We start from the raw sequence: 18,295 nt of genomic DNA, 5'->3' as shown, positions 1-18,295 counted from the left end.
TGCCCGCTACGCAGCGGCGTGCAGCACCCGACGAGTCGAGGGCCCACCATGGCCGGACGATGCTCCGGCAGCGTGGCGGGCCCTCGGCACCGACAGGTCAGCGGGGACGGTTGTTCCAGTTGTAGAACGTCGGGATGTTCTCGAAGTGGTTCCAGGCGCAGACCGCGCTGGCCCCGTCGCCACCCGCCACCTCCGCCCGTAATTGACGCGCGACCTCGGCCTCGTGGAGCAGGGCGTTGAGTCCGACAGCGGCCTCCCGCACCCGGTCGGCGACCCGGTCGGGCTCGGCTCCCGTCACGGTCTCAGGCTCCCGGTGACTGGTGGTCTCGGGCATGCTCCAACACTCCCTCCAGTAGGCGGATCTTGCTGTTGCGGCAGTGCTCGGTCTCCGTACCGTCAAAACGCCCCAGCTCGAAGTAGCGGTTGGCCGCGTGGCCTCCGCCACAGAAACCGAAATACGGGCAGGAGGCGCGACACGCCTCCACACCGTCGATGAATTCGCCGACCCAGGGCGTCGCCCCCGCGTCGGCCAGGATGGTGTGCAACGGGGTGGTGAGCACGCTTCCGCTGGAGAAGTCGCCGTAGCGGGGATCGTGGAAACCGGCCAGCTCGGGTGAGAGCACCACGACCGAGCCGTCGTACGCCACTGTCGGTATCGGGTCGAGCCGGCTGGGCAGCAGATCGTCCGCCGTACCGTCCAGCACCGCTGCGGCGTACCGCAACGACCACTCCACCTCCCGCAGGTGGATCCGGGGATCCCGCCGCCAGGCCGCGACCAGCTCGGCCCAGAACCCGGTCACGGCCGGGGCGGCGTGGGCGTTGTCCCGGGTGTTGACTCCCTCGGTCTCCTCGATGTTGACGCCGAGCACCTCGCAACCGAGGTCGAGGAAGTAGTCGTACAGCTCGCTGGCCCGGCCGGGCGACGGATCGTTGACCACCGCGAGCGCCGAGAACGGCAGCCCGTGCCGACGCAGCGCGGCCACCCCGCGGACGATCCGGTCGTACGCCGGTCGACCGGCCCGGGTTACCCGCTCACCGTTGCGTTCCCGCGGCCCGTCCACACTCACGCTCACCCGCATCCGGTGCCGGGCGAAGAACTCGCACCAGGCATCGTCGATCAGGGTGGCGTTTGTCTGGACGTGGTGCTCCACCTCGGGCCCGAAGGGCGCCATCAGCGCCGCCAGCCGCTCCCGACCGGTGGCCAGCGGCTCCCCACCGTGCCAGACCACGGAGAACCGGTCGGTGGCCGCCCACCGGTTCACCGAGGCGGCCACCGCCTCGGCCACCGCGACCGGCATCTGCCGGTCCGCCGCCCGAAACGGCAGGTAGCAGTACGCGCAGTCGAGATTGCAGAGGGTGGTGGGCTGCATCACGACGTACGACGGGACGGTGGCCAGGCCCCGCATCCCGCCCAATGACCGTCCCCGCCCAGCCATCGCCCTCCTCCGTAGCGGTCTTGGGCTGCCGGGCGCGACCCGGCAGGGGCACGCCCCCACAGCTCTCGAGGGTGCCCTTCAGGCTAGGCCGCGACGGCCACTCGGGTGAAGCCCTGATCAGGTGGTCGGACGATCAGCGCAAAGTGATCATCCTCGGGTGTGCTGGCCGACCATCCGCACCTCACCGGTGCCCTCGATGATCTCGCCGACCTGCCAGGCGTCGACGCCCCGACCGGTGAGCGTGGCCAGCGCCCGGTCGGCGTCCTCCGCCGACACGATGGCGAACATGCCGACGCCCATGTTGAAGGTCGCCTCCATCTCCGGATCCTCGATCCGACCCTTGGACTGGACCAGGTCGAAGACCGGCTGCGGCTTCCAGGTCGAGCGGTTCACCACGGCGTCCACGTGCTCCGGCAGGATCCGCACCAGGTTGCCGGGGATCCCGCCGCCGGTGACATGGGCCAGGGCCCGAACCTCGGCCTCCGCGATCAGCTTGAGGCAGTCCTGTGCGTAGATCTTGGTGGGAGTGAGCAGTTCCTCGCCGAGGGTGCGCTGGCGACCGAAGTCGTCGATCACCACGTCGAGGCGCATCCGACCGGCGCCCAGTAGCACGTGCCGGACCAGGGAGTATCCGTTCGAGTGCAGGCCGGACGATCGCATCGCGATCACCACGTCGCCCACCTCGACCCGCTCGGAGCTGAGGATCTCGCTCTCCTCCACCACCCCGACGCCGGTGGCGGAGATGTCGTACTCGTCGGGGCGCAGCACGCCCGGGTGCTCGGCGGTCTCGCCACCCAGCAGCGCGCAACCCGCGTACCGGCAGCCGTCGGCGATGCCGGCGCCGATCTCGGCGACCTTGTCCGGTACCACCTCGCCGGTGGCGATGTAGTCCAGCAGGAACAGCGGCTCCGCGCCGCAGGCGACCAGGTCGTCGACGACCATCGCGACCAGGTCGATCCCGACCGTGTCGTGGATGTTCATCTGCTGGGCGATCACCAGCTTGGTGCCGACGCCGTCGGTGGAGGAGGCCAGGATCGGGTGCTTGTACTTCGTGGTGTCCAGCCGGAACAGGCCGGCGAAGCCGCCGAGGTCACCCATCACCTCCGGCCGGCGGGTCTGCTTCACCTTCGACTTGAGCAGTTCCACGGCACGGTCACCCGCCTCGATGGACACGCCGGCGTCCGCGTACGAGACCGCGCGTTTGCGCGCCGGGCGGCCGGAACCGGCCGTCCAGGGCTGACGGTCCCCGCCAGCGCCGCTCGGGCTGCTTCCTGCGCCGCTGCGCTCGGACACGTGCGTCACGGTTCTCCCCTTTGTGGTTCTCGGCTGTCGCGTCGACGGTGACCGGCACGGCAGCCGGGCGGTGCTACGGGCGGTTTGTGGTCGCCGACGGTTTGAGGTCGCCGAAGCTGCTGTCGAGTGGCGGGACGAGTTGCTCGGCGGATCCGATCTCGTCGGCCGTGTGGTTGGCGACCCGGCGTCCGATCCCTTCGAGCACGTGCTTGCCGATCAGGTTGCCGACGGGCAGTTCGATCGGGTACTCCCCGTCGAAGCAGGCCCGACAGAGCCGGGTCTTCGGCTGCTCGGTCGCGGCGATCAGGCCGGACAACGAGACGTAACCCAGCGTGTCCGCGCCGATCGAGCGCCGGATGCCGTCGTTGTCGAGGCCGTTGGCGAGCAGTTCGGCGCGGGTGGCGAAGTCGATGCCGTAGAAGCACGGCCAGGAGACCGGCGGCGAGGAGATGCGTACGTGCACCTCCACCGCACCGGCCTCGCGCAGCATCCGCACGATCGCGCGCTGGGTGTTGCCGCGGACGATGGAGTCGTCGACCACGACCAGGCGCTTGCCCCGCACGTTCTCCCGAAGCGGGTTGAGCTTGAGCCGGATGCCGAGCTGACGCAGCGTCTGCGACGGCTGGATGAAGGTACGCCCGACGTACGGGTTCTTCACCAGGCCGGCACCGTAGGTGATGCCGGACTGTTCGGCGTAGCCGATCGCCGCCGGCGTGCCCGACTCGGGCACCGGGATCACCAGGTCAGCGTCGACCGGGTGCTCCTTGGCCAGTTGTCGCCCGATCTGGACCCGGGCGGCATGCACGTTGCGGCCGGCGATGGTGGCGTCCGGCCGGGCTATGTAGACGTACTCGAAGAGGCAGCCCTTGGGCTCGGGGGCGGCGAACCTGGTGGACCGCAGCCCCTCCGCGTCGATCGCGATCAACTCGCCCGGCTCGACCTCGCGGACCACGCTGGCACCGACGATGTCCAGCGCGGCGGTCTCGCTGGCCACCACCCAGCCGCGATCCAGTCGGCCCAGCACCAGCGGACGCACACCGTGCGGGTCGCGCGCGGCGTAGAGGGTCGACTCGTCCATGAAGACGAAGCTGAACGCGCCTCGCAGCTGCGGCAGGACCTCCAGCGCGGCGGCCTCGACAGACAGATCCGGCCGGCTGGCCAGCAGCATGGTGACCAACGAGGTGTCGTTCGTCGAACCGTCCGCGCCGAGGCCACGCTCGGCCACCTCACGCTGCAACTCGGCCGTGTTGACCAGGTTTCCGTTGTGCGCCAGCGCGATGGTGGTGCCCGAACTGGTAGCCCGGATGGTCGGCTGGGCGTTCTCCCACGTCGACGCGCCGGTCGTCGAGTAACGCGCGTGCCCGATCGCGACATGACCGCGCAGGCTGGCCAGGGTTGGCTCGTCGAAGACCTGGGCAACCAGGCCGAGATCCTTGTAGACCACCACGCCGGAGCCGTCGCTGACCGCTATGCCGGCCGCCTCCTGACCTCGATGCTGCAACGCGTACAGCCCGAAGTAGGTCAGGTTGGCAACCTCCTCCCCCGGGGCCCAGACGCCGAAGACACCGCACGCGTCCTGGGGGCCGGGTCGCTGGGGATCAAGGTCGTGGCTCAGCCGGCCGTCGCCTCGGGGCACCTGCCGCTCCCTCTTGCTGGTCTGGACTGGCCTGGCGGAACCACGGGGGTTGCTCCGCACCTCTCGGCCGGGACCACACTGTCGTCGCCTGACAGTGTACGCGAATCCATGTCGCCACATACAGTCACACTGTCGCCGCTATGTGTCATCCAGCCCCAGCCATCACCCCAGTTCGAGCGGCAGATATGCAGACAGGTCAGCGCGAGCCCCGCTCGCGTTGACGCGACCCTCCGTAACCGCCTGCGTCCAGTTGAGTCTCCCCGCGGCCAACCCGAGCCAGGTTTCCGGATCCATCTCCACCGTGTTCGGGGGAGTACCGCGGGTGTGTCGCGGCCCCGGAACGCACTGAACTGCACCGTAAGGTGGGACTCGCACCTCCACCGATCGGCCGGGGGCGCGATCCGCGAGGAGGGTCAACAAGGCCCTGACCGCCTCGCGGAGCACCGGCCGTTCGGGTGTACGCCCCTCATCGAGCGCCGACAACGCCGCCGCTACCGAGGCGGACTTAATGTACGGAGAGGACACGACGGGACGATACGGCGTGATCGCGCCGACCGTCACGCTGGCCCTGGGTCGCGCCGATCCGGCCCGACAAGGCATAGTTGCCGACGGCGTATTCGTACCGTGATGTTCCCCCGCCCGGCACCCGCCGGTCAGGGGAGGTCAGTCCGGAAGGCGGTGGACGTGTCAACACACCGACGAGCCTGGCACAAGCGGGCCGGTGTGGTCGTGGCGCTGATGATCGGTGCCCTGCTCGCCGTCCCAGCCACACCCGCCTTCGCCGAGGACCCGGACGTCCAGATCACGAGTCTGTCGAACGGTACCCTCCAGTCCGGTCAGAAAACGTCGATGACGTTCCGGGTCAGGAACGTCGACAGTTCTCTACCCTTCAGCATCACCGTCAGCACCTTCAACGGCCTCAGCTGTCAGGGCGACTGCAACATTCCAGCCCGGTTGATCCCGGCCGGCGAGGAAGCGTCGATCACGGTGGACCTGGTCGCGGGTGACGTGGCGGCCGGTCAGGAGCGCTCCGGCAAGGTGCGGGTGACCGCCCGGGCCGGCGGCGACCAGGGCAGCGACGAGCGCGACATGACGGTGCGCGGCCCCAACCCGCCGCCGACGACGCAGGCGCCGCAGACGGTGCGGTCGATCTCCGGCAAGGTCGTCGACCAGGGCGGCGACGCGGTGGCAGGCGCATACGTCCTGCTGAAGGACAGTGCCGGCAAGCAGCGGGACACCACCACCAACGGCGACGGCAACTTCCGGTTCACCGGCAGCAGCGACAACCCGATCGCGCCCGGGCGGATCGACATCGGCGCGAGCGCCGAGAACAAGAACGCCGTGGCGAGCTTCACCGCCAACGCCGGGCAGAGCATCACCGGACGGCGGATCACCCTCCCGATCGCGGCGTCGGAGAGCCCGAGCGCCAGCCCGTCGGCAAGCGAGTCCGCAGTGCCGACCGAGGACCCGTTCGAGGAGGAACTCGGCGAGGAGGAGGAAACCGCCGCCGAGAGCGCTGCCGCCCAGGCGCCGGCCTCCAACGAGGATTCCGGTGGATTCGGCAACTGGCTGCTCATCCTGCTGGGCGGTCTCTTCGTGGCCGTCGGTGTCGGCACGATCGTGCTGCTCTGGATGAAGCGCAAGGAGAACGAGGACGTCGAGCCCGACGGTGATGTTCCCGCCGGCGCTCCGGCCGGCGCGGTCCCGGCGGCCCGCGGCTCGTTCGCCGGTGCGGACGACCAGACCCGGGTGGTGAACCGGGTCGGTGCCGCACCGGACCCGACCATGGTCGGCGGCGCCGGGTTGGCGAATGCGCCGACGATGATGCACCAGCCGGTCGTCGACGACGTTCCGCCGGACCCCTACGGCGCACCGCCGCAGCCTTACGGTGCCGCGAGCGGGCCCGGTGGCTGGTCCGGTGGTGGCGGTTACGGTGACGAGCCGGCCGGCTACGGCGCTCCGGGCTACGGCAACGCCCCCTCATCGGGCGGGGGCTACGGCAACGCCCCGTCCTCCGGCAGCGGTTATGGCAACAGTCCGTCCTCCGGCAGTGGCTACGGCAGCCGCGACTACGGTGCCGGCAACGCCGGCCCGGACTACCCGCCGGCAGGTGGCGGCTACGGCGAGCGGTACGACGAGCCGACCGGCCGCTATCAGGGCGAGGAAACGGCCTATCCGGCCCCCGCCGACCCGTACGCCACCGGGATGTACCAGCCGGAGGCCAGCCCGGGCTACGGCCAGAACGAGGCCGGCGGTTACGGGCAGAGCGAGGCCGGCGGTTACGGGAGAGGCGAGGCCGGTGGCGACTACGGTCGCCACGACCCTGCCGGTGGCTACGGCCAGAGCGACCCGACGCGCGGTTACGGCCCGGGCGAGCCCGGTGGCTACGGCCAGAGCGACGCGACCCGTGGCTACGGCGAAGGTGAGCCGGGTGGCGGATACGGTCAGGGCGACCCGAACCGCGGCTACCCTCCGGGACAGTCGGGCGGCGGCTACGGCGCGGCGCCCGGTGGCGGGTACGACCAGCCGGCCGGGGGCTACGGCCAGGACGCCGGGCACCAGCGCGGTGGCTACGACAACACCAGCTACGACAGCGGTTACGACCAGGGCGGCTACGGCGGCCCGGCCGGCGGCGGATACGGCCAGGACGCGCCGCCACGCGGTGGTTACGACCAGGGTGGCTACGGTGGTGGCCCGGCCGGTGGCGGGTACGGTCAGGAGCCCCCACGGCAGCGCGGCGGTTACGACAACGGCTACGACCAGGGTGGTTACGGCCAGGGCGGTGGGTACGGCGACCCGGCGCAGGCCGGCCGCGGCCGACCCGAGGGCGCGCCCCAGGACCGTGGCGGTCGCCGCCTGGACTGGCTGGACGACTAGATCCGATCGCGGTCCCCGGTCGAGCCGAGGGCTCTCGGTCCATGCGGCGGCCGGCAAGGCCCGAGCAGCCTCGCGGTTCTGGGCTCGGCCGGCGGGTGTGGATCGGCGGTCCGGCCCGACGCCGTGCACCGCCAGCGGTCAGGCGGCGGAGAAGACGCCCTGGCGGAGCAGTGGGATGACGTCAGAGGTGTCGACGCGTACCGCGATCTCGACATCCTCGGCGAAGCCACCTTCGATCAACTCTCGACCGGAGACACAGCCGCGGATCGCCGCCGGTACGTCCGGGGTGCTGGCCAACGCGGCCAGTGCCATTGCCGCCTCCACCGAGAGCCCGCCCGGCGCACCGGAGAGGGCGTCCAGCACGCTGGCCGCACCCAACTGGTCCTCCACCGAGGGGCGCAACGATCCGTCCGGCCATCGTTCACCGGCGGCCACCACGCCGATCGGGGCGGTCGTCGAGCCGTACCCCTGGCTGCTCAGCCAACGCCCGACGGTGCGTGCGTTGCGCAGGTTGGCCGCGACCACCGGTAGCCCGGTGGCGCTGGCGGCGGCGCTGATGGCCGAACCGTTGGGCGACGGCAACACCAGGTCGGGCACCACCGGAGCCCGACTCAGCGCGGCCGGTGACAGCGACCACGGATGTTCGCGGGTGACCTGCCGGCGGCCGGTCGCGGCGACCGCGCCGACCCGGCGTGCGTAGGTGGCGGCCTGCTCGCCCCAGGGGAACGGATGCACCCGCATCCCCCGCCCCACCGCCACCTCGACGGTGGTGGTGAACGACAGCACGTCCACCACCACCAGTGCCGCGCAGACCCGGCCGAGTTCGGCCGCACCCGCCAGACCCCAGTCGAATCGGACCCCCGACCCGGGTTGGGCGAATACGGCCGCGGCCAACGCCTCAGCGCTCGTCGGGCGCGGGGGGCTGCTCGGTGTCACCGTGTTGCGGAGCGTCCGCCCCGGGTTCCTCGTGGTCGCCCATCGGGGCGGCCGGATCGGCGGCCTCGCCCGACGGCGGGGCCGCCGCGGCACGGTCGCCACGCACCGGCGGGGTGGCCCGCTCGGCCGGTCGGTCGGCCGGCTCACCTGTCGCATCCGTCGCGCCCGGCGCCTGCTCGGCCGGCACCGGCGCGGCTCCGGTCGATGCCGGCACAGCTTCGGACTGCGCCGGGGCGGTCCGCTCAGCCGCCTCCGTCCCAGTCGGCTGCCGGCCGGTGGTCTGGCTCGGGGACTGCGCAGGACCGGTCATCGTCGCGTCGGCCTGCGCACCGTCGATGTCGGCAGCCGCATCGTCCTCGGCGGGCCCGTCGAGGACGACCTCGGCAGTTGCCGGGGCGGTCACCTCGAACGGCTGCACGCCGCCGAACAGAGCCGGCAGGGTGCCGGTGTACGCCTCGCGCAGCTCGTCCAGGCCGATCCGGAACTGGCCGTGCACCTCCAGCGCACCGCCCGTCGGGTCGGTGACGCCGATCAGCTCCCACGGCACGCCGTGCTCGCCGCAGAGTGCGGTGAACGCCTTCTCGTGACCGCGCGGCACCGAGACGAGCACCCGACCGGCGGACTCGCTGAACAGGAAGACGAACGGCATCGAGGTGCCCTCGAACCGCTCCGGCACCGCGATCCGGGCCCCGACGCCGTGGCGCAGGCAGGACTCCACAAGGCTCTGCGCGAGACCACCGTCGGAGAGGTCGTGCGCGGAGCTGAGGTGCCCGACCCGGGCCGCGTCGGCCAGCAGGCCGGCGAGCTGCTTCTCGCGCGCCAGGTCGACGTGCGGGGGTACGCCACCGAGGTGCTGGTGGGTGACCCAGGCCCACTCCGAGCCGGAGAGCTCCACGTGCGTCTCGCCGAGCAGGAAGAGCTGGTCGTGATCGGCGCCGGAACGCGGGACGAAGCCCGACGCCACCCGGTCGGCCACGTTCTCCAGCACACCGAGCACGCCTACGACAGGCGTCGGGTGGATGGCCGCCGCACCGGTCTGGTTGTAGAAGCTGACGTTGCCACCGGTCACCGGGATGCCCAGCTCGGCGCAGCCGTCGGCCAGGCCGCGTACCGCCTCGGCGAACTGCCACATCACGCCCGGGTCCTCGGGCGAGCCGAAGTTCAGGCAGTCGGTGACCGCGATCGGCGTCGCGCCGGTCACCGACACGTTCCGGTACGCCTCGGCCAGCGCCAACTTGGCACCCTGGTACGGGTCGAGCCGCGCGTACCGGCCGTTGCCGTCCACGGACAGCGCCACGCCCAGCCCGGTGCGCTCGTCGATGCGGATCACACCCGAGTCCTCCGGCTGGGCGAGCACGGTGTTGCCCAGCACGTAGCGGTCGTACTGCTCGGTGACCCAGGTCTTGTCGCAGAGGTTGGGCGAGGCGATCATGCGCAGCACGGTCTCGCGCAGGGTGTCCGGGTCGCTCGGCCGGGGCAGCGTCTCCGCCCGGTCGGCCTGGAGCAGAATCAGGTCCGCCGGCTCGCGCATCGGCCGGGCGTAGACCGGTCCGTCGTCCACAAGTGATCCCGGCGGTACGTCCACCACCAGGTGATCCCGCCAGGTGATGTGCAGCCGGCCCGGTGCACCGTCCGACTCGGGCGCGGTGACCTCGCCGATGGCGGTGGCCCAGACGCCCCACTTCTCGGCGGTCTTGAGCACCGCCTCCAGCTTCTCCGGCGTGACGACCAGCAGCATCCGCTCCTGGGACTCGCTGGCCAGGATCTCGTGCGGCTCCATCGAGGGCTCGCGCAGCGGCACCCGCTCCAGCCACACCCGCATGCCGGTGCCGGCGGAGGCGGCCGTCTCGGTCAGGGCGCAGGTCAGGCCGGCGCCGCCGAGATCCTGGATGCCTACGACCAGTTCGGCGTCGTACAGCTCCAGGCACGCCTCGATCAGCAGTTTCTCCATGAAGGGGTCGCCCACCTGCACGGACGGGCGGCGCTGCTCGCTGCCTTCGGTGAAGGTGGCGCTGGCCAGCACGGAGACGCCGCCGATGCCGTCCCGGCCGGTCTTGGCCCCCATCAGCACCACCACGTTGCCGGGGCCGTTGGCGTCCTTCTTCTGCAGCCGGTCGACCGGCAGCACGCCCAGGCAGAGCGCGTTGACCAGGGGGTTGCCCTGGTAGCAGGGGTCGAAGACCACCTCGCCACCGATGTTGGGCAGACCGAGGCAGTTGCCGTAGCCGCCGACACCGGCGACCACGCCGGGCAGCACCCGGGCGGTGTCCGGGTGGTCCGCGGCGCCGAAGCGCAGTGGGTCCATCACCGCCACCGGGCGGGCGCCCATCGCCAGGATGTCCCGGACGATGCCGCCGACACCTGTCGCCGCGCCCTGGTACGGCTCGACGAAGCTCGGATGGTTGTGCGACTCGACCTTGAAGGTCACCGCGAGTTCGTCGGAGATCCGCACCACACCGGCGTTCTCTCCGATGCCGGCGAGCAGCCGGTCGCTCGGCGGGGCCTTCTCGCCGAACTGCCGCAGATGCACCTTGCTGGACTTGTAGGAGCAGTGCTCGCTCCACATGATCGAGTACATCGCCAGCTCGGACTGGGTCGGCCGGCGGCCCAGGATGTGCCGGATGCGGTCGTACTCGTCGTCGGCGAGCCCCAGCTCGGCGTACGGCTGGAGCTCTTCCGGAGTGCCCGCGGCACGCGGCACGGTGTCCACCCCGTCGGTCCACTCGGTGGCCTCGGACGCGGCGGCGTGCCGGGCCGGGGTGGCCGGCGGAGCGGCGGCCGGCTGCGGCTGCGCCGGGACCGCCTCCGGGTTGTCCCGCACCGGGTCCGGATGCGTGGTCATGACGTCTCCTTGTTGCGCTCGCCGCCCGACGGGCGGGTGAGCCGACCGATGATCCCGTCGCGGACGGTCACGCCGGCGTCCCCACCAGGTGCTTCAGCACGGAGGTGAAGAAGCCGAGACCGTCGAGGGAGGGGCCGGTGAGCGCCTCCACCGCGTGCTCGGGATGCGGCATGATGCCGACCACGTTGCCGGCCTGGTTGGTGATCGCGGCGATGTCCCGCTGCGATCCATTGGGGTTGCCACCGACGTAACGGGCGACGACCCGGCCCTGGGCCTCAAGCTCGTCCAGCGTTGCCGGGTCGGCGACGTAGCAACCCTCGCCGTTCTTGACCGGGATCAGCACCTCCTGGCCCGGCTGGAACGTGTTCGTCCAGGCGGTCCCGGTCGTCTCGATGCGCAGGATCTGGTCGCGGTTACGGAAGTGCAGGTGCTGGTTGCGGGTGAGCGCCCCGGGCAGCAGGTGCGCCTCGCAGAGGATCTGGAAGCCGTTGCAGATGCCCAGCACGGGCAGGCCCGCGCCGGCGGCGTCGATGATCTTCTCCATCACCGGCGCGAACCGGGCGATGGCCCCACAGCGCAGGTAGTCGCCGTAGGAGAAGCCACCGGGCAGGACAACCGCGTCCACCCCGTGCAGCTCCGCCTCACCGTGCCAGAGACGGACCGGTTCGGCACCGGCGATCCGTACGGCCCGGGCCGCGTCCCCGTCGTCCAGCGAGCCGGGGAACGTCACCACACCGACCCGGGCGGTCACGACCGGGCTTCCGCGGCTTCGTCGGTCTCGACCAGACGGACCGTGAAGTCCTCGATGACCGGGTTGGCGAGCAACTTGTCGGCGATCTCCCGAGCCCGGTCCAGGTCCGGTTCACCGGTAAAGTCGATCTCGATCCGCCTGCCGATCCGTACCGAGGCGACGTCGTTGACGCCGAGCCGGGGCAGCGCGTTTGCGACGGCCTGGCCCTGAGGATCGAGGATCTCGGGCTTGAGCATGACGTCGACGACGACGCGAGGCACTGGGCACTCCTGACTGTGTACGCAGTTGGGTGCCGACCCACAACGGGCGAGCGCAGCCAGCCTACCTGGCAGATGCCGCGCCAGACGCACCGGCCGGACGCCGTCCGGGTGCCGCCCGGACCCTACCCGCACGGACCGATCGGGACCGATACGGGTTCGTTGCGATCCCGATACGGCTTCGTTGCCGACCCTTGCCGATCATCCCCGGCCGGACGAGCCCCTGGCTGCAGAGCAGCTGGGAGCCGCCGCCGGTCGCGAGCGGTCCGGCGACGGGAAATCCAACTGTTACATCACCTTGTTTCAATGAACCTCTTGTGAAACACCTCACCGGGCCCTACGGTACATCGTCAGATGTCGATGTACCGACGTCGCGGTGGCGGATCACCCCCGTCCGTCACCGCAGGCCGGCCCGGTGAACCCGGGTCCTGGGAACCCCGAAGGAGTCCCATGCGCATCCGATCCCTGATCGCGGTCCTCGCCACCGCCATGGCCGCGGTGATGGGCGCCAGTTCTGGCGCCGTCGCCTCACCCGTCGCTCCCCTCATCATCGGCGGCGGCACCGTCTCCTCGGCACCGTGGGCCGCCGCGGTCTTCAGCAACGGCTCGTTCACCTGCTCCGGCACGATCATCGCCCCGCAGTGGGTCCTCACCGCGCGGCACTGCCTCGGCGGCTCGATGTCGGTCCGGGTGGGCAGCGTCTACCGCTCCTCCGGCGGTGTCACCCGCACGGTCAGCGCCACCTACGGCCGGTACGACCTGGCCCTGATGCGCCTGTCCAGCTCGGTGAGCACTAGCTACGTCACGCTGGCCTCCAGCAACCCGCCGGTCAACTCGACCAACTCGATCTACGGCTGGGGCATGACCTGCTACAGCGGCTGCTCGGCGTCGAGCCAGCTCAAGACCGCGAGCGTTCGGGTCACCAGCACGAACGTGAGTGACGCGTACGGCGGGCAGGCGATCCGGAGCACCCGGATCAACGGCAACGCCTGGCGGGGCGACTCGGGCGGCCCACAGTTCTACAACGGTCAGCAGGTCGGCGTCGCCTCCACCGCCGACGGCCAGAGCATCCAGAACTACGGCAGCGTCGCGTACAACCGTGCCTGGATCCGGTCCGTTTCCGGCGTCTGACGGTTAGCGCCCGTGGCGGCGCGGATGGTGGGCCCTGCGCCCGCCGTCCGCGCCGCGCGGTTTTTCAGCATCCGAGCAGGTGAACAGGGCTCACGATGTGCCGCACCCAGGCCTGCCAGCATCGGAAACGTGCTGGTCGTGACGACGGATCAACTTCCCGGCTACGAGATCCGCCAGATCCTCGGCGAGGTGGTCTCCTCCATGGCCAGAACCCGCAACCCGTACCGCGAGGGAGTGAAGAACCTGCGCGGTGGCGCGTACGACCCGATGGCGCCGGACAACCTCACCCGCTGGCGTACCGACTCGGTCGCCCGCCTCGGCGAGGAGGCCCGGCGGCTCGGCGCGAACGCCGTGGTGGGGATGCGGTTCGACAGCCGCGACTGCGGCGAGATGTGGATGGAGATCTGCGCCTACGGCACCGCCGTGATCGTGGTGCCGAAGGTCCCCGACGTCATGCCCCCCGACCAGCCCCTGGTGGCCGCCGAGACGGCCCAGGAACCAGCCTTCGCCGAGGAGCCCGGCAAGATCGCCGAACCCCCCAGCGCCCCCACCCTCGGCACCGCCCCCGAAACCCCCACCCGCGACTGACCCCACCCAGCACCCCGCACCCACCCGCACCGGCCCGCACCGGCTCCCGTTGATCAAGAAGTTTTGGTCGTGGATCCGGTGGATCCCCGACCAAAACTTCTTGATCAACGCCGTCTTTGGATGGGGTTAGAGGATGGGGGGTGGGGAGTAGGTGGAGGCTTGGGGGTGGGATTCGACGATTCTGGTGATTCTGGCGGTGACTGCCTGGATCTGGGTGGGGGCGGCGCCTACGAAGGCGGCGCGGTCGGCGACCAGAGCGTCGATCTCGGGGCGGGTCAGGGCGAGGCGGCTGTCCGCCGCCAGGCGGTCGAAGAGGTCGTTGTCCGGGGTGCCCTTTTCCCGCATGGCCAGGGCGACCGCGACGGCGTGCTCCTTGATCGCCTCGTGGGCGGTTTCCCGGCCGACGCCCCGGCGGACGGCAGCCACCAAAATCTTGGTGGTGGCCAGGAACGGCAGGAACCGCTCCAGTTCCCGGTTGATCACCGCCGGGTACGCGCCGAACTCGTCGAGCACGGTGAGGAACGTCTGGAACAGCCCGTCGGCGGCGAAGAAGGCGTCCGGCAGGGCCACCCGGCGCACCACCGAACAGGAGACGTCCCCCTCGTTCCACTGGTCACCGGCCAGCTCGCCGACCATCGACAGGTAACCCCGGATGATCACCGCGAAGCCGTTGACCCGCTCCGACGAGCGGGTGTTCATCTTGTGTGGCATCGCGCTGGAGCCGACCTGGCCCGGCTTGAAGCCCTCGGTGGCCAACTCCTGACCGACCATCAGCCGGATCGTGGTGGCCAACGACGACGGCGCGGCAGCCACCTGCGCCAACGCGGAGAGCACGTCGAAGTCGAGCGACCGGGGGTAGACCTGGCCGACGCTGCCCAGCACCCGGCCGAAGCCCAGGTGCTCGGCGACCCGCCGCTCCAGCTCGGCCACCTTCTCGGCGTCGCCGTCGAAGAGGTCGAGCTGGTCGGCGGCGGTGCCGACCGGCCCCTTGATCCCCCGCAGCGGATACCGGGCGATCAGGTCCTCCAACCGCTCGTACGCGATCAGCAGCTCCTCGGCGGCCGACGCGAAGCGCTTGCCCAGCGTGGTCGCCTGAGCCGCCACGTTGTGCGATCGGCCGGCCATCACCACGTCGGCGTACTCGTGGGCGTGCCAGGCGAGCCGAGCCAGCGTCGCCACCACCCGATCCCGGATCAGCTCCAGTGAACGGCGCACCTGGAGCTGCTCGACGTTCTCGGTGAGGTCCCGGGAGGTCATCCCCTTGTGCACGTGCTCGTGCCCGGCGAGCGCGCTGAACTCCTCGATCCGGGCCTTCACGTCGTGTCGGGTGACCCGCTCCCGCGCCGCGATCGAGGCCAGGTCGACATCGTCAAGCACCCGCTCGTACGCCTCGACCACCCCGTCCGGCACCGGCACGCCCAGGTCCCGCTGGGCCCGGAGCACAGCGAGCCAGAGCCGTCGTTCCAGCCGGATCTTCTCCTCCGGCGACCAGAGGGTGACCAGCTCGGGCGAGGCGTACCGGTTGGCGAGCACGTTAGGGATCGTCGTCACGGACCCATTCTCCCGACCCCCGCCGCACCAACCCGAGCGGGTCCGGGTTGATCATGAGGTTGGCGGCGACTTGAAGATCAATAACTGCCGTTAACCTCATGATCAACGGGGCAAGGGCAGGGCGGGGCGGGGTCAAGGCGGATCGGGGCAGCGGTCAGCGCTCAGCGGTCCAGGATCGCGGTGACGCCCTGGCCACCGGCGGCGCAGATGGAGATGAGGCCGCGTCCGCTGCCCTTTGCGGCGAGCAGCTTGGCCAGGGTGGCGACGATTCGGCCGCCGGTGGCGGCGAACGGGTGACCGGCGGCCAGCGAGGAGCCGTTCACGTTGAGCTTGTCGGTGTCGATGGCGCCGAGCGGGGCGTCCAGACCGAGCCGGTCCTTGCAGAACTCCGGCGACTCCCAGGCCGCCAGGGTCGCCAGCACCTGCGAGGCGAACGCCTCGTGGATCTCGTAGTAGTCGAAGTCCTGAAGGGTGAGCCCGGCCCGGTCGAGCAGCCGGGGCACGGCGTACGCGGGTGCCATCAGCAGCCCCTCCTCGCCGTGCACGAAGTCCACCGCGCCCGTCTCGGACCAGGAGAACCAGGCCAACACCGGCAGGTTGTGCTCGCGCGCCCACTCCTCGCTGGCCAGCAGCACGGTTGAGGCGCCGTCGGTGAGCGGCGAGGAGTTGCCGGCGGTCATGGTGGCCTGTTCGGCGTCCGGCCCCTTGGCACCGAAGACCGGCCGCAGCGTGCCCAGCTTCTCCAGGGTGGTGTCGGGGCGGAGGTTCTGATCGCGGGTCAGCCCCAGGTAGGGGGTCATCAGGTCGTCGAAGAAGCCCTTGTCGTACGCGGCGGCGAGCCGCTGGTGCGACCGTAGGGCCAACTCGTCCTGCGCCTGCCGGTCGATGTTCCAGCGCAGCGCGGTCTGCGCGGCGTGCTCACCCATGGACAGGCCGGTGCGCGGCTCGGCGTTGCGGGGGATCTCCGGCTTGAACGGCTGGGCCGGGCGCAGTTTCGCGGCGATCCGCAGCCGTTCACCGAGGGTGCGGGCGGAGTTGAGCTTGAGCAGCGTGCGACGCATGTCCTCGTTGACCGCGAGCGGCGCGTCGGAGGTGGTGTCGACGCCACCGGCGATTCCGACGTCGAGCTGACCGAGGGCGATCTTGTTGGCGACCAGGATGACGGCCTCCAGGCCGGTGCCGCACGCCTGCTGGATGTCGTATGCCGGGGTGCGCGGGTCGAGCTTCGAGCCGAGCACCACCTCGCGGGTGAGGTTGAAGTCCTTCGCGTGCTTGAGCACCGCACCGGCGACGACCTCGCCGACCCGCTGCCCGGCCAGACCGAACCGGGCGATCAGCCCGTCCAGGGCCGCGCCGAGCATGTCGGAGTTGGAGGCGCTGGCGTAGCGCGAGTTGGAGCGGGCGAAGGGGATCCGGTTGCCGCCGATGATCGCGACCCGTCGAACGTTCTGCACGATCCGCCTCCTCGAAAGTGTTGCCCGCACCTTACTCACCAGTAGGCTACGCCTATGACCGACAGGTATGCGAGCTTCGTCCAGTCGGGCACCGGGCGGGCGCTGGTCAAGCGCCTCGGGCTGCCCGATCCGCCGCGACTGCGCCGGCACGCACCCGGCGAGCCGATTCTGCCCGGGCTGGTCCTGCTCGGCGCCGCCACCGGCGGGCGGCTCAGCGAGCCGGTCGGCAAGGCCCTGGCCGCCGCCGGGCTCGCCCTGCGCGATCCGGTCACCGCCGTGCCCGATCCGGCAACCGGTCGTACGCCGGAGAGCGCCGCCCTCGTCTTCGACGCTACCGGGATCACCGAGTCGTCCCACCTTCGCCAGCTCTACGACTTCTTCCACCCGCAGGCCCGGGCGGTTCAGCCCAGCGGCCGGGTGATCGTGCTGGGCACACCGCCGGCCGAGTGCGGCACGCCCCGCGAGGCGACCGCCCAGCGGGCGCTGGAGGGGCTGACCCGCAGCATCGGCAAGGAGTTCGGCAGAGGGGTCACCGCGCAACTGGTGTACGTCACGCGGGACGCCGACCCGGGCACCTGGACCAGCCTGGAGGCGACCCTGCGGTTCCTGCTGTCGGGCCGTTCCGCGTACGTCTCGGGGCAGGTGATCCGGGTCGGTGCCGGCCAGGCCACCGCGCCGGCCGACTGGGACCGCCCACTCGACGGACAGGTGGTGCTGGTCACCGGCGCGGCGCGGGGCATCGGCGCGGCGTTGGCCCGGGTGCTGGCCCGCGACGGCGCGACAGTGGTGGCGCTGGACGTGCCGGCCGCCGGGGACGAGCTGGCCACGGTGGCAAACGAGATCGGCGGTAGCGCCGTGCAGCTCGACCTGACCACCCCCGACGCGCCGGCCCGGCTCGCCGAGCACCTGGCCAGCCGGTACGGACGGGTGGACGTGGTGGTGCACAACGCCGGCATCACCCGGGACAAGACGCTCGGCCGGATGGATGCCGACCGGTGGGACCAGGTCATCGACGTCAACCTGTCCAGCCAGGAACGCATCAACGACCTGCTGCTGGAGCGCGGGCTGATCCCGGCCGGCGGGCGGATCATCGGCGTCTCCTCGATCGCCGGGATCGCCGGCAACCGCGGCCAGACCAATTACGCCACCAGCAAGGCCGGGGTCATCGGTCTGGTCGACTCGCTCGCCCCGGCGCTGCGGGAACGGCAGATCAGCGTCAATGCGGTCGCGCCCGGGTTCATCGAGACCCGGCTGACCGCCCGGATCCCGCTGGTGCTGCGGGAGGCGGGCCGCCGGATGAACAGCCTCTCGCAGGGCGGGCTGCCGGTCGACGTCGCGGAGACCATCGGCTGGCTGGCCTGGCCGGCGTCCGGTGCGGTCACCGGCAACGTGGTCCGGGTCTGCGGCCAGAGCCTGCTGGGGGCGTGATGGCCAGGCGTGGACGTGGCGAGGAGCCCGGAGACGACCTGTCGGTCGGTGAGCTGATCGACGGGCCGACCGAGATCCTGACGCCGGAGATCCGGGCCGCCGCGCTGGCCGGCGG

General features: G+C 71.1%; 15 protein-coding genes. 4 read left to right on the top strand and 11 right to left on the bottom strand.

Features of this window, described 5'->3' with window-relative positions; all coding sequences use genetic code 11:
• Nucleotides 1-97: 97 nt before the first annotated feature.
• The 5 genes from amcA to Vse01_RS15705 form a co-directional block, all read right to left on the bottom strand.
• A complete protein-coding gene (amcA, locus tag Vse01_RS15725; RefSeq protein WP_093403827.1) occupies nt 98-334 on the bottom strand; it encodes a multiple cyclophane-containing RiPP AmcA in 237 nt (78 codons plus the stop codon).
• The gene (gene amcB / locus Vse01_RS15720; protein ID WP_307818657.1) at nt 303-1,406 is read right to left on the bottom strand and encodes a cyclophane-forming radical SAM peptide maturase AmcB; all 1,104 of its coding nucleotides are present in this window, start codon (nt 1,404-1,406) and stop codon (nt 303-305) included. The genes amcA and amcB overlap by 32 nt, the downstream gene beginning before the upstream one ends.
• 177 nt (nt 1,407-1,583) lie before the next feature.
• On the bottom strand, nt 1,584-2,738 hold the full coding sequence (gene purM / locus Vse01_RS15715; RefSeq protein ID WP_093403824.1) for a phosphoribosylformylglycinamidine cyclo-ligase: 1,155 nt from the start codon (nt 2,736-2,738) through the stop codon (nt 1,584-1,586).
• A gap of 64 nt (nt 2,739-2,802) precedes the next feature.
• The gene (gene purF / locus Vse01_RS15710; protein WP_139233132.1) at nt 2,803-4,365 is read right to left on the bottom strand and encodes an amidophosphoribosyltransferase; all 1,563 of its coding nucleotides are present in this window, start codon (nt 4,363-4,365) and stop codon (nt 2,803-2,805) included.
• A gap of 162 nt (nt 4,366-4,527) precedes the next feature.
• Nucleotides 4,528-4,890 (bottom strand): sterol carrier family protein, encoded by a 363-nt coding sequence (locus Vse01_RS15705; RefSeq protein ID WP_093404170.1) that lies wholly within the window; start codon nt 4,888-4,890, stop codon nt 4,528-4,530.
• A gap of 99 nt (nt 4,891-4,989) precedes the next feature.
• Between Vse01_RS15705 and Vse01_RS15700 the strand changes: the two genes are divergently transcribed.
• The gene (locus tag Vse01_RS15700; RefSeq protein ID WP_444980321.1) at nt 4,990-7,242 is read left to right on the top strand and encodes a carboxypeptidase regulatory-like domain-containing protein; all 2,253 of its coding nucleotides are present in this window, start codon (nt 4,990-4,992) and stop codon (nt 7,240-7,242) included.
• 138 nt (nt 7,243-7,380) lie between these two features.
• Here Vse01_RS15700 and Vse01_RS15695 read toward each other — a convergent pair whose 3' ends face one another.
• From Vse01_RS15695 to purS, 4 genes are all read right to left on the bottom strand, one after another.
• The gene (locus Vse01_RS15695) at nt 7,381-8,136 is read right to left on the bottom strand and encodes a 2-phosphosulfolactate phosphatase (protein ID WP_093404169.1); all 756 of its coding nucleotides are present in this window, start codon (nt 8,134-8,136) and stop codon (nt 7,381-7,383) included.
• 4 nt (nt 8,137-8,140) lie between these two features.
• Nucleotides 8,141-11,020, bottom strand: coding sequence for a phosphoribosylformylglycinamidine synthase subunit PurL (purL, locus tag Vse01_RS15690; RefSeq protein ID WP_232511212.1), 2,880 nt, complete (start codon nt 11,018-11,020; stop codon nt 8,141-8,143).
• Nucleotides 11,021-11,087: 67 nt separating this feature from the next.
• The gene (gene purQ, locus Vse01_RS15685) at nt 11,088-11,771 is read right to left on the bottom strand and encodes a phosphoribosylformylglycinamidine synthase subunit PurQ (protein WP_093403821.1); all 684 of its coding nucleotides are present in this window, start codon (nt 11,769-11,771) and stop codon (nt 11,088-11,090) included.
• Nucleotides 11,768-12,031 (bottom strand): phosphoribosylformylglycinamidine synthase subunit PurS, encoded by a 264-nt coding sequence (purS, locus tag Vse01_RS15680; protein WP_093403819.1) that lies wholly within the window; start codon nt 12,029-12,031, stop codon nt 11,768-11,770. Before purS ends, purQ begins: the two co-directional genes overlap by 4 nt.
• Nucleotides 12,032-12,478: 447 nt before the next feature.
• On the opposite strand from purS, the gene Vse01_RS15675 reads away from it, so the two are divergent.
• Nucleotides 12,479-13,159, top strand: coding sequence for a S1 family peptidase (locus tag Vse01_RS15675; protein WP_093403817.1), 681 nt, complete (start codon nt 12,479-12,481; stop codon nt 13,157-13,159).
• A gap of 24 nt (nt 13,160-13,183) precedes the next feature.
• Entirely contained in the window at nt 13,184-13,747 is a 564-nt protein-coding gene (locus Vse01_RS15670) for a YbjQ family protein (RefSeq protein ID WP_093404167.1), read from the top strand.
• A 126-nt stretch (nt 13,748-13,873) separates the two neighbouring features.
• Here the strand turns inward: Vse01_RS15670 and purB are convergent, their stop codons facing one another.
• Both purB and Vse01_RS15660 read right to left on the bottom strand, forming a co-directional pair.
• Nucleotides 13,874-15,298 (bottom strand): adenylosuccinate lyase, encoded by a 1,425-nt coding sequence (gene purB / locus Vse01_RS15665; RefSeq protein ID WP_093403816.1) that lies wholly within the window; start codon nt 15,296-15,298, stop codon nt 13,874-13,876.
• A 161-nt stretch (nt 15,299-15,459) separates the two neighbouring features.
• Complete coding sequence (locus Vse01_RS15660) at nt 15,460-16,752, bottom strand: acetyl-CoA C-acetyltransferase (protein WP_093403814.1); 1,293 nt, start codon at nt 16,750-16,752, stop codon at nt 15,460-15,462.
• 54 nt (nt 16,753-16,806) lie between these two features.
• Between Vse01_RS15660 and Vse01_RS15655 the strand changes: the two genes are divergently transcribed.
• Complete coding sequence (locus Vse01_RS15655) at nt 16,807-18,180, top strand: 3-oxoacyl-ACP reductase (RefSeq protein WP_093403812.1); 1,374 nt, start codon at nt 16,807-16,809, stop codon at nt 18,178-18,180.
• Nucleotides 18,181-18,295: the final 115 nt, after the last annotated feature.

Source organism: Micromonospora sediminimaris, from assembly GCF_016863575.1.
GTDB lineage: Bacteria > Actinomycetota > Actinomycetes > Mycobacteriales > Micromonosporaceae > Micromonospora > Micromonospora sediminimaris.
Note: the sequence above shows the minus strand (reverse complement) of the source record. Positions and strands in the feature narration are given on the sequence as shown.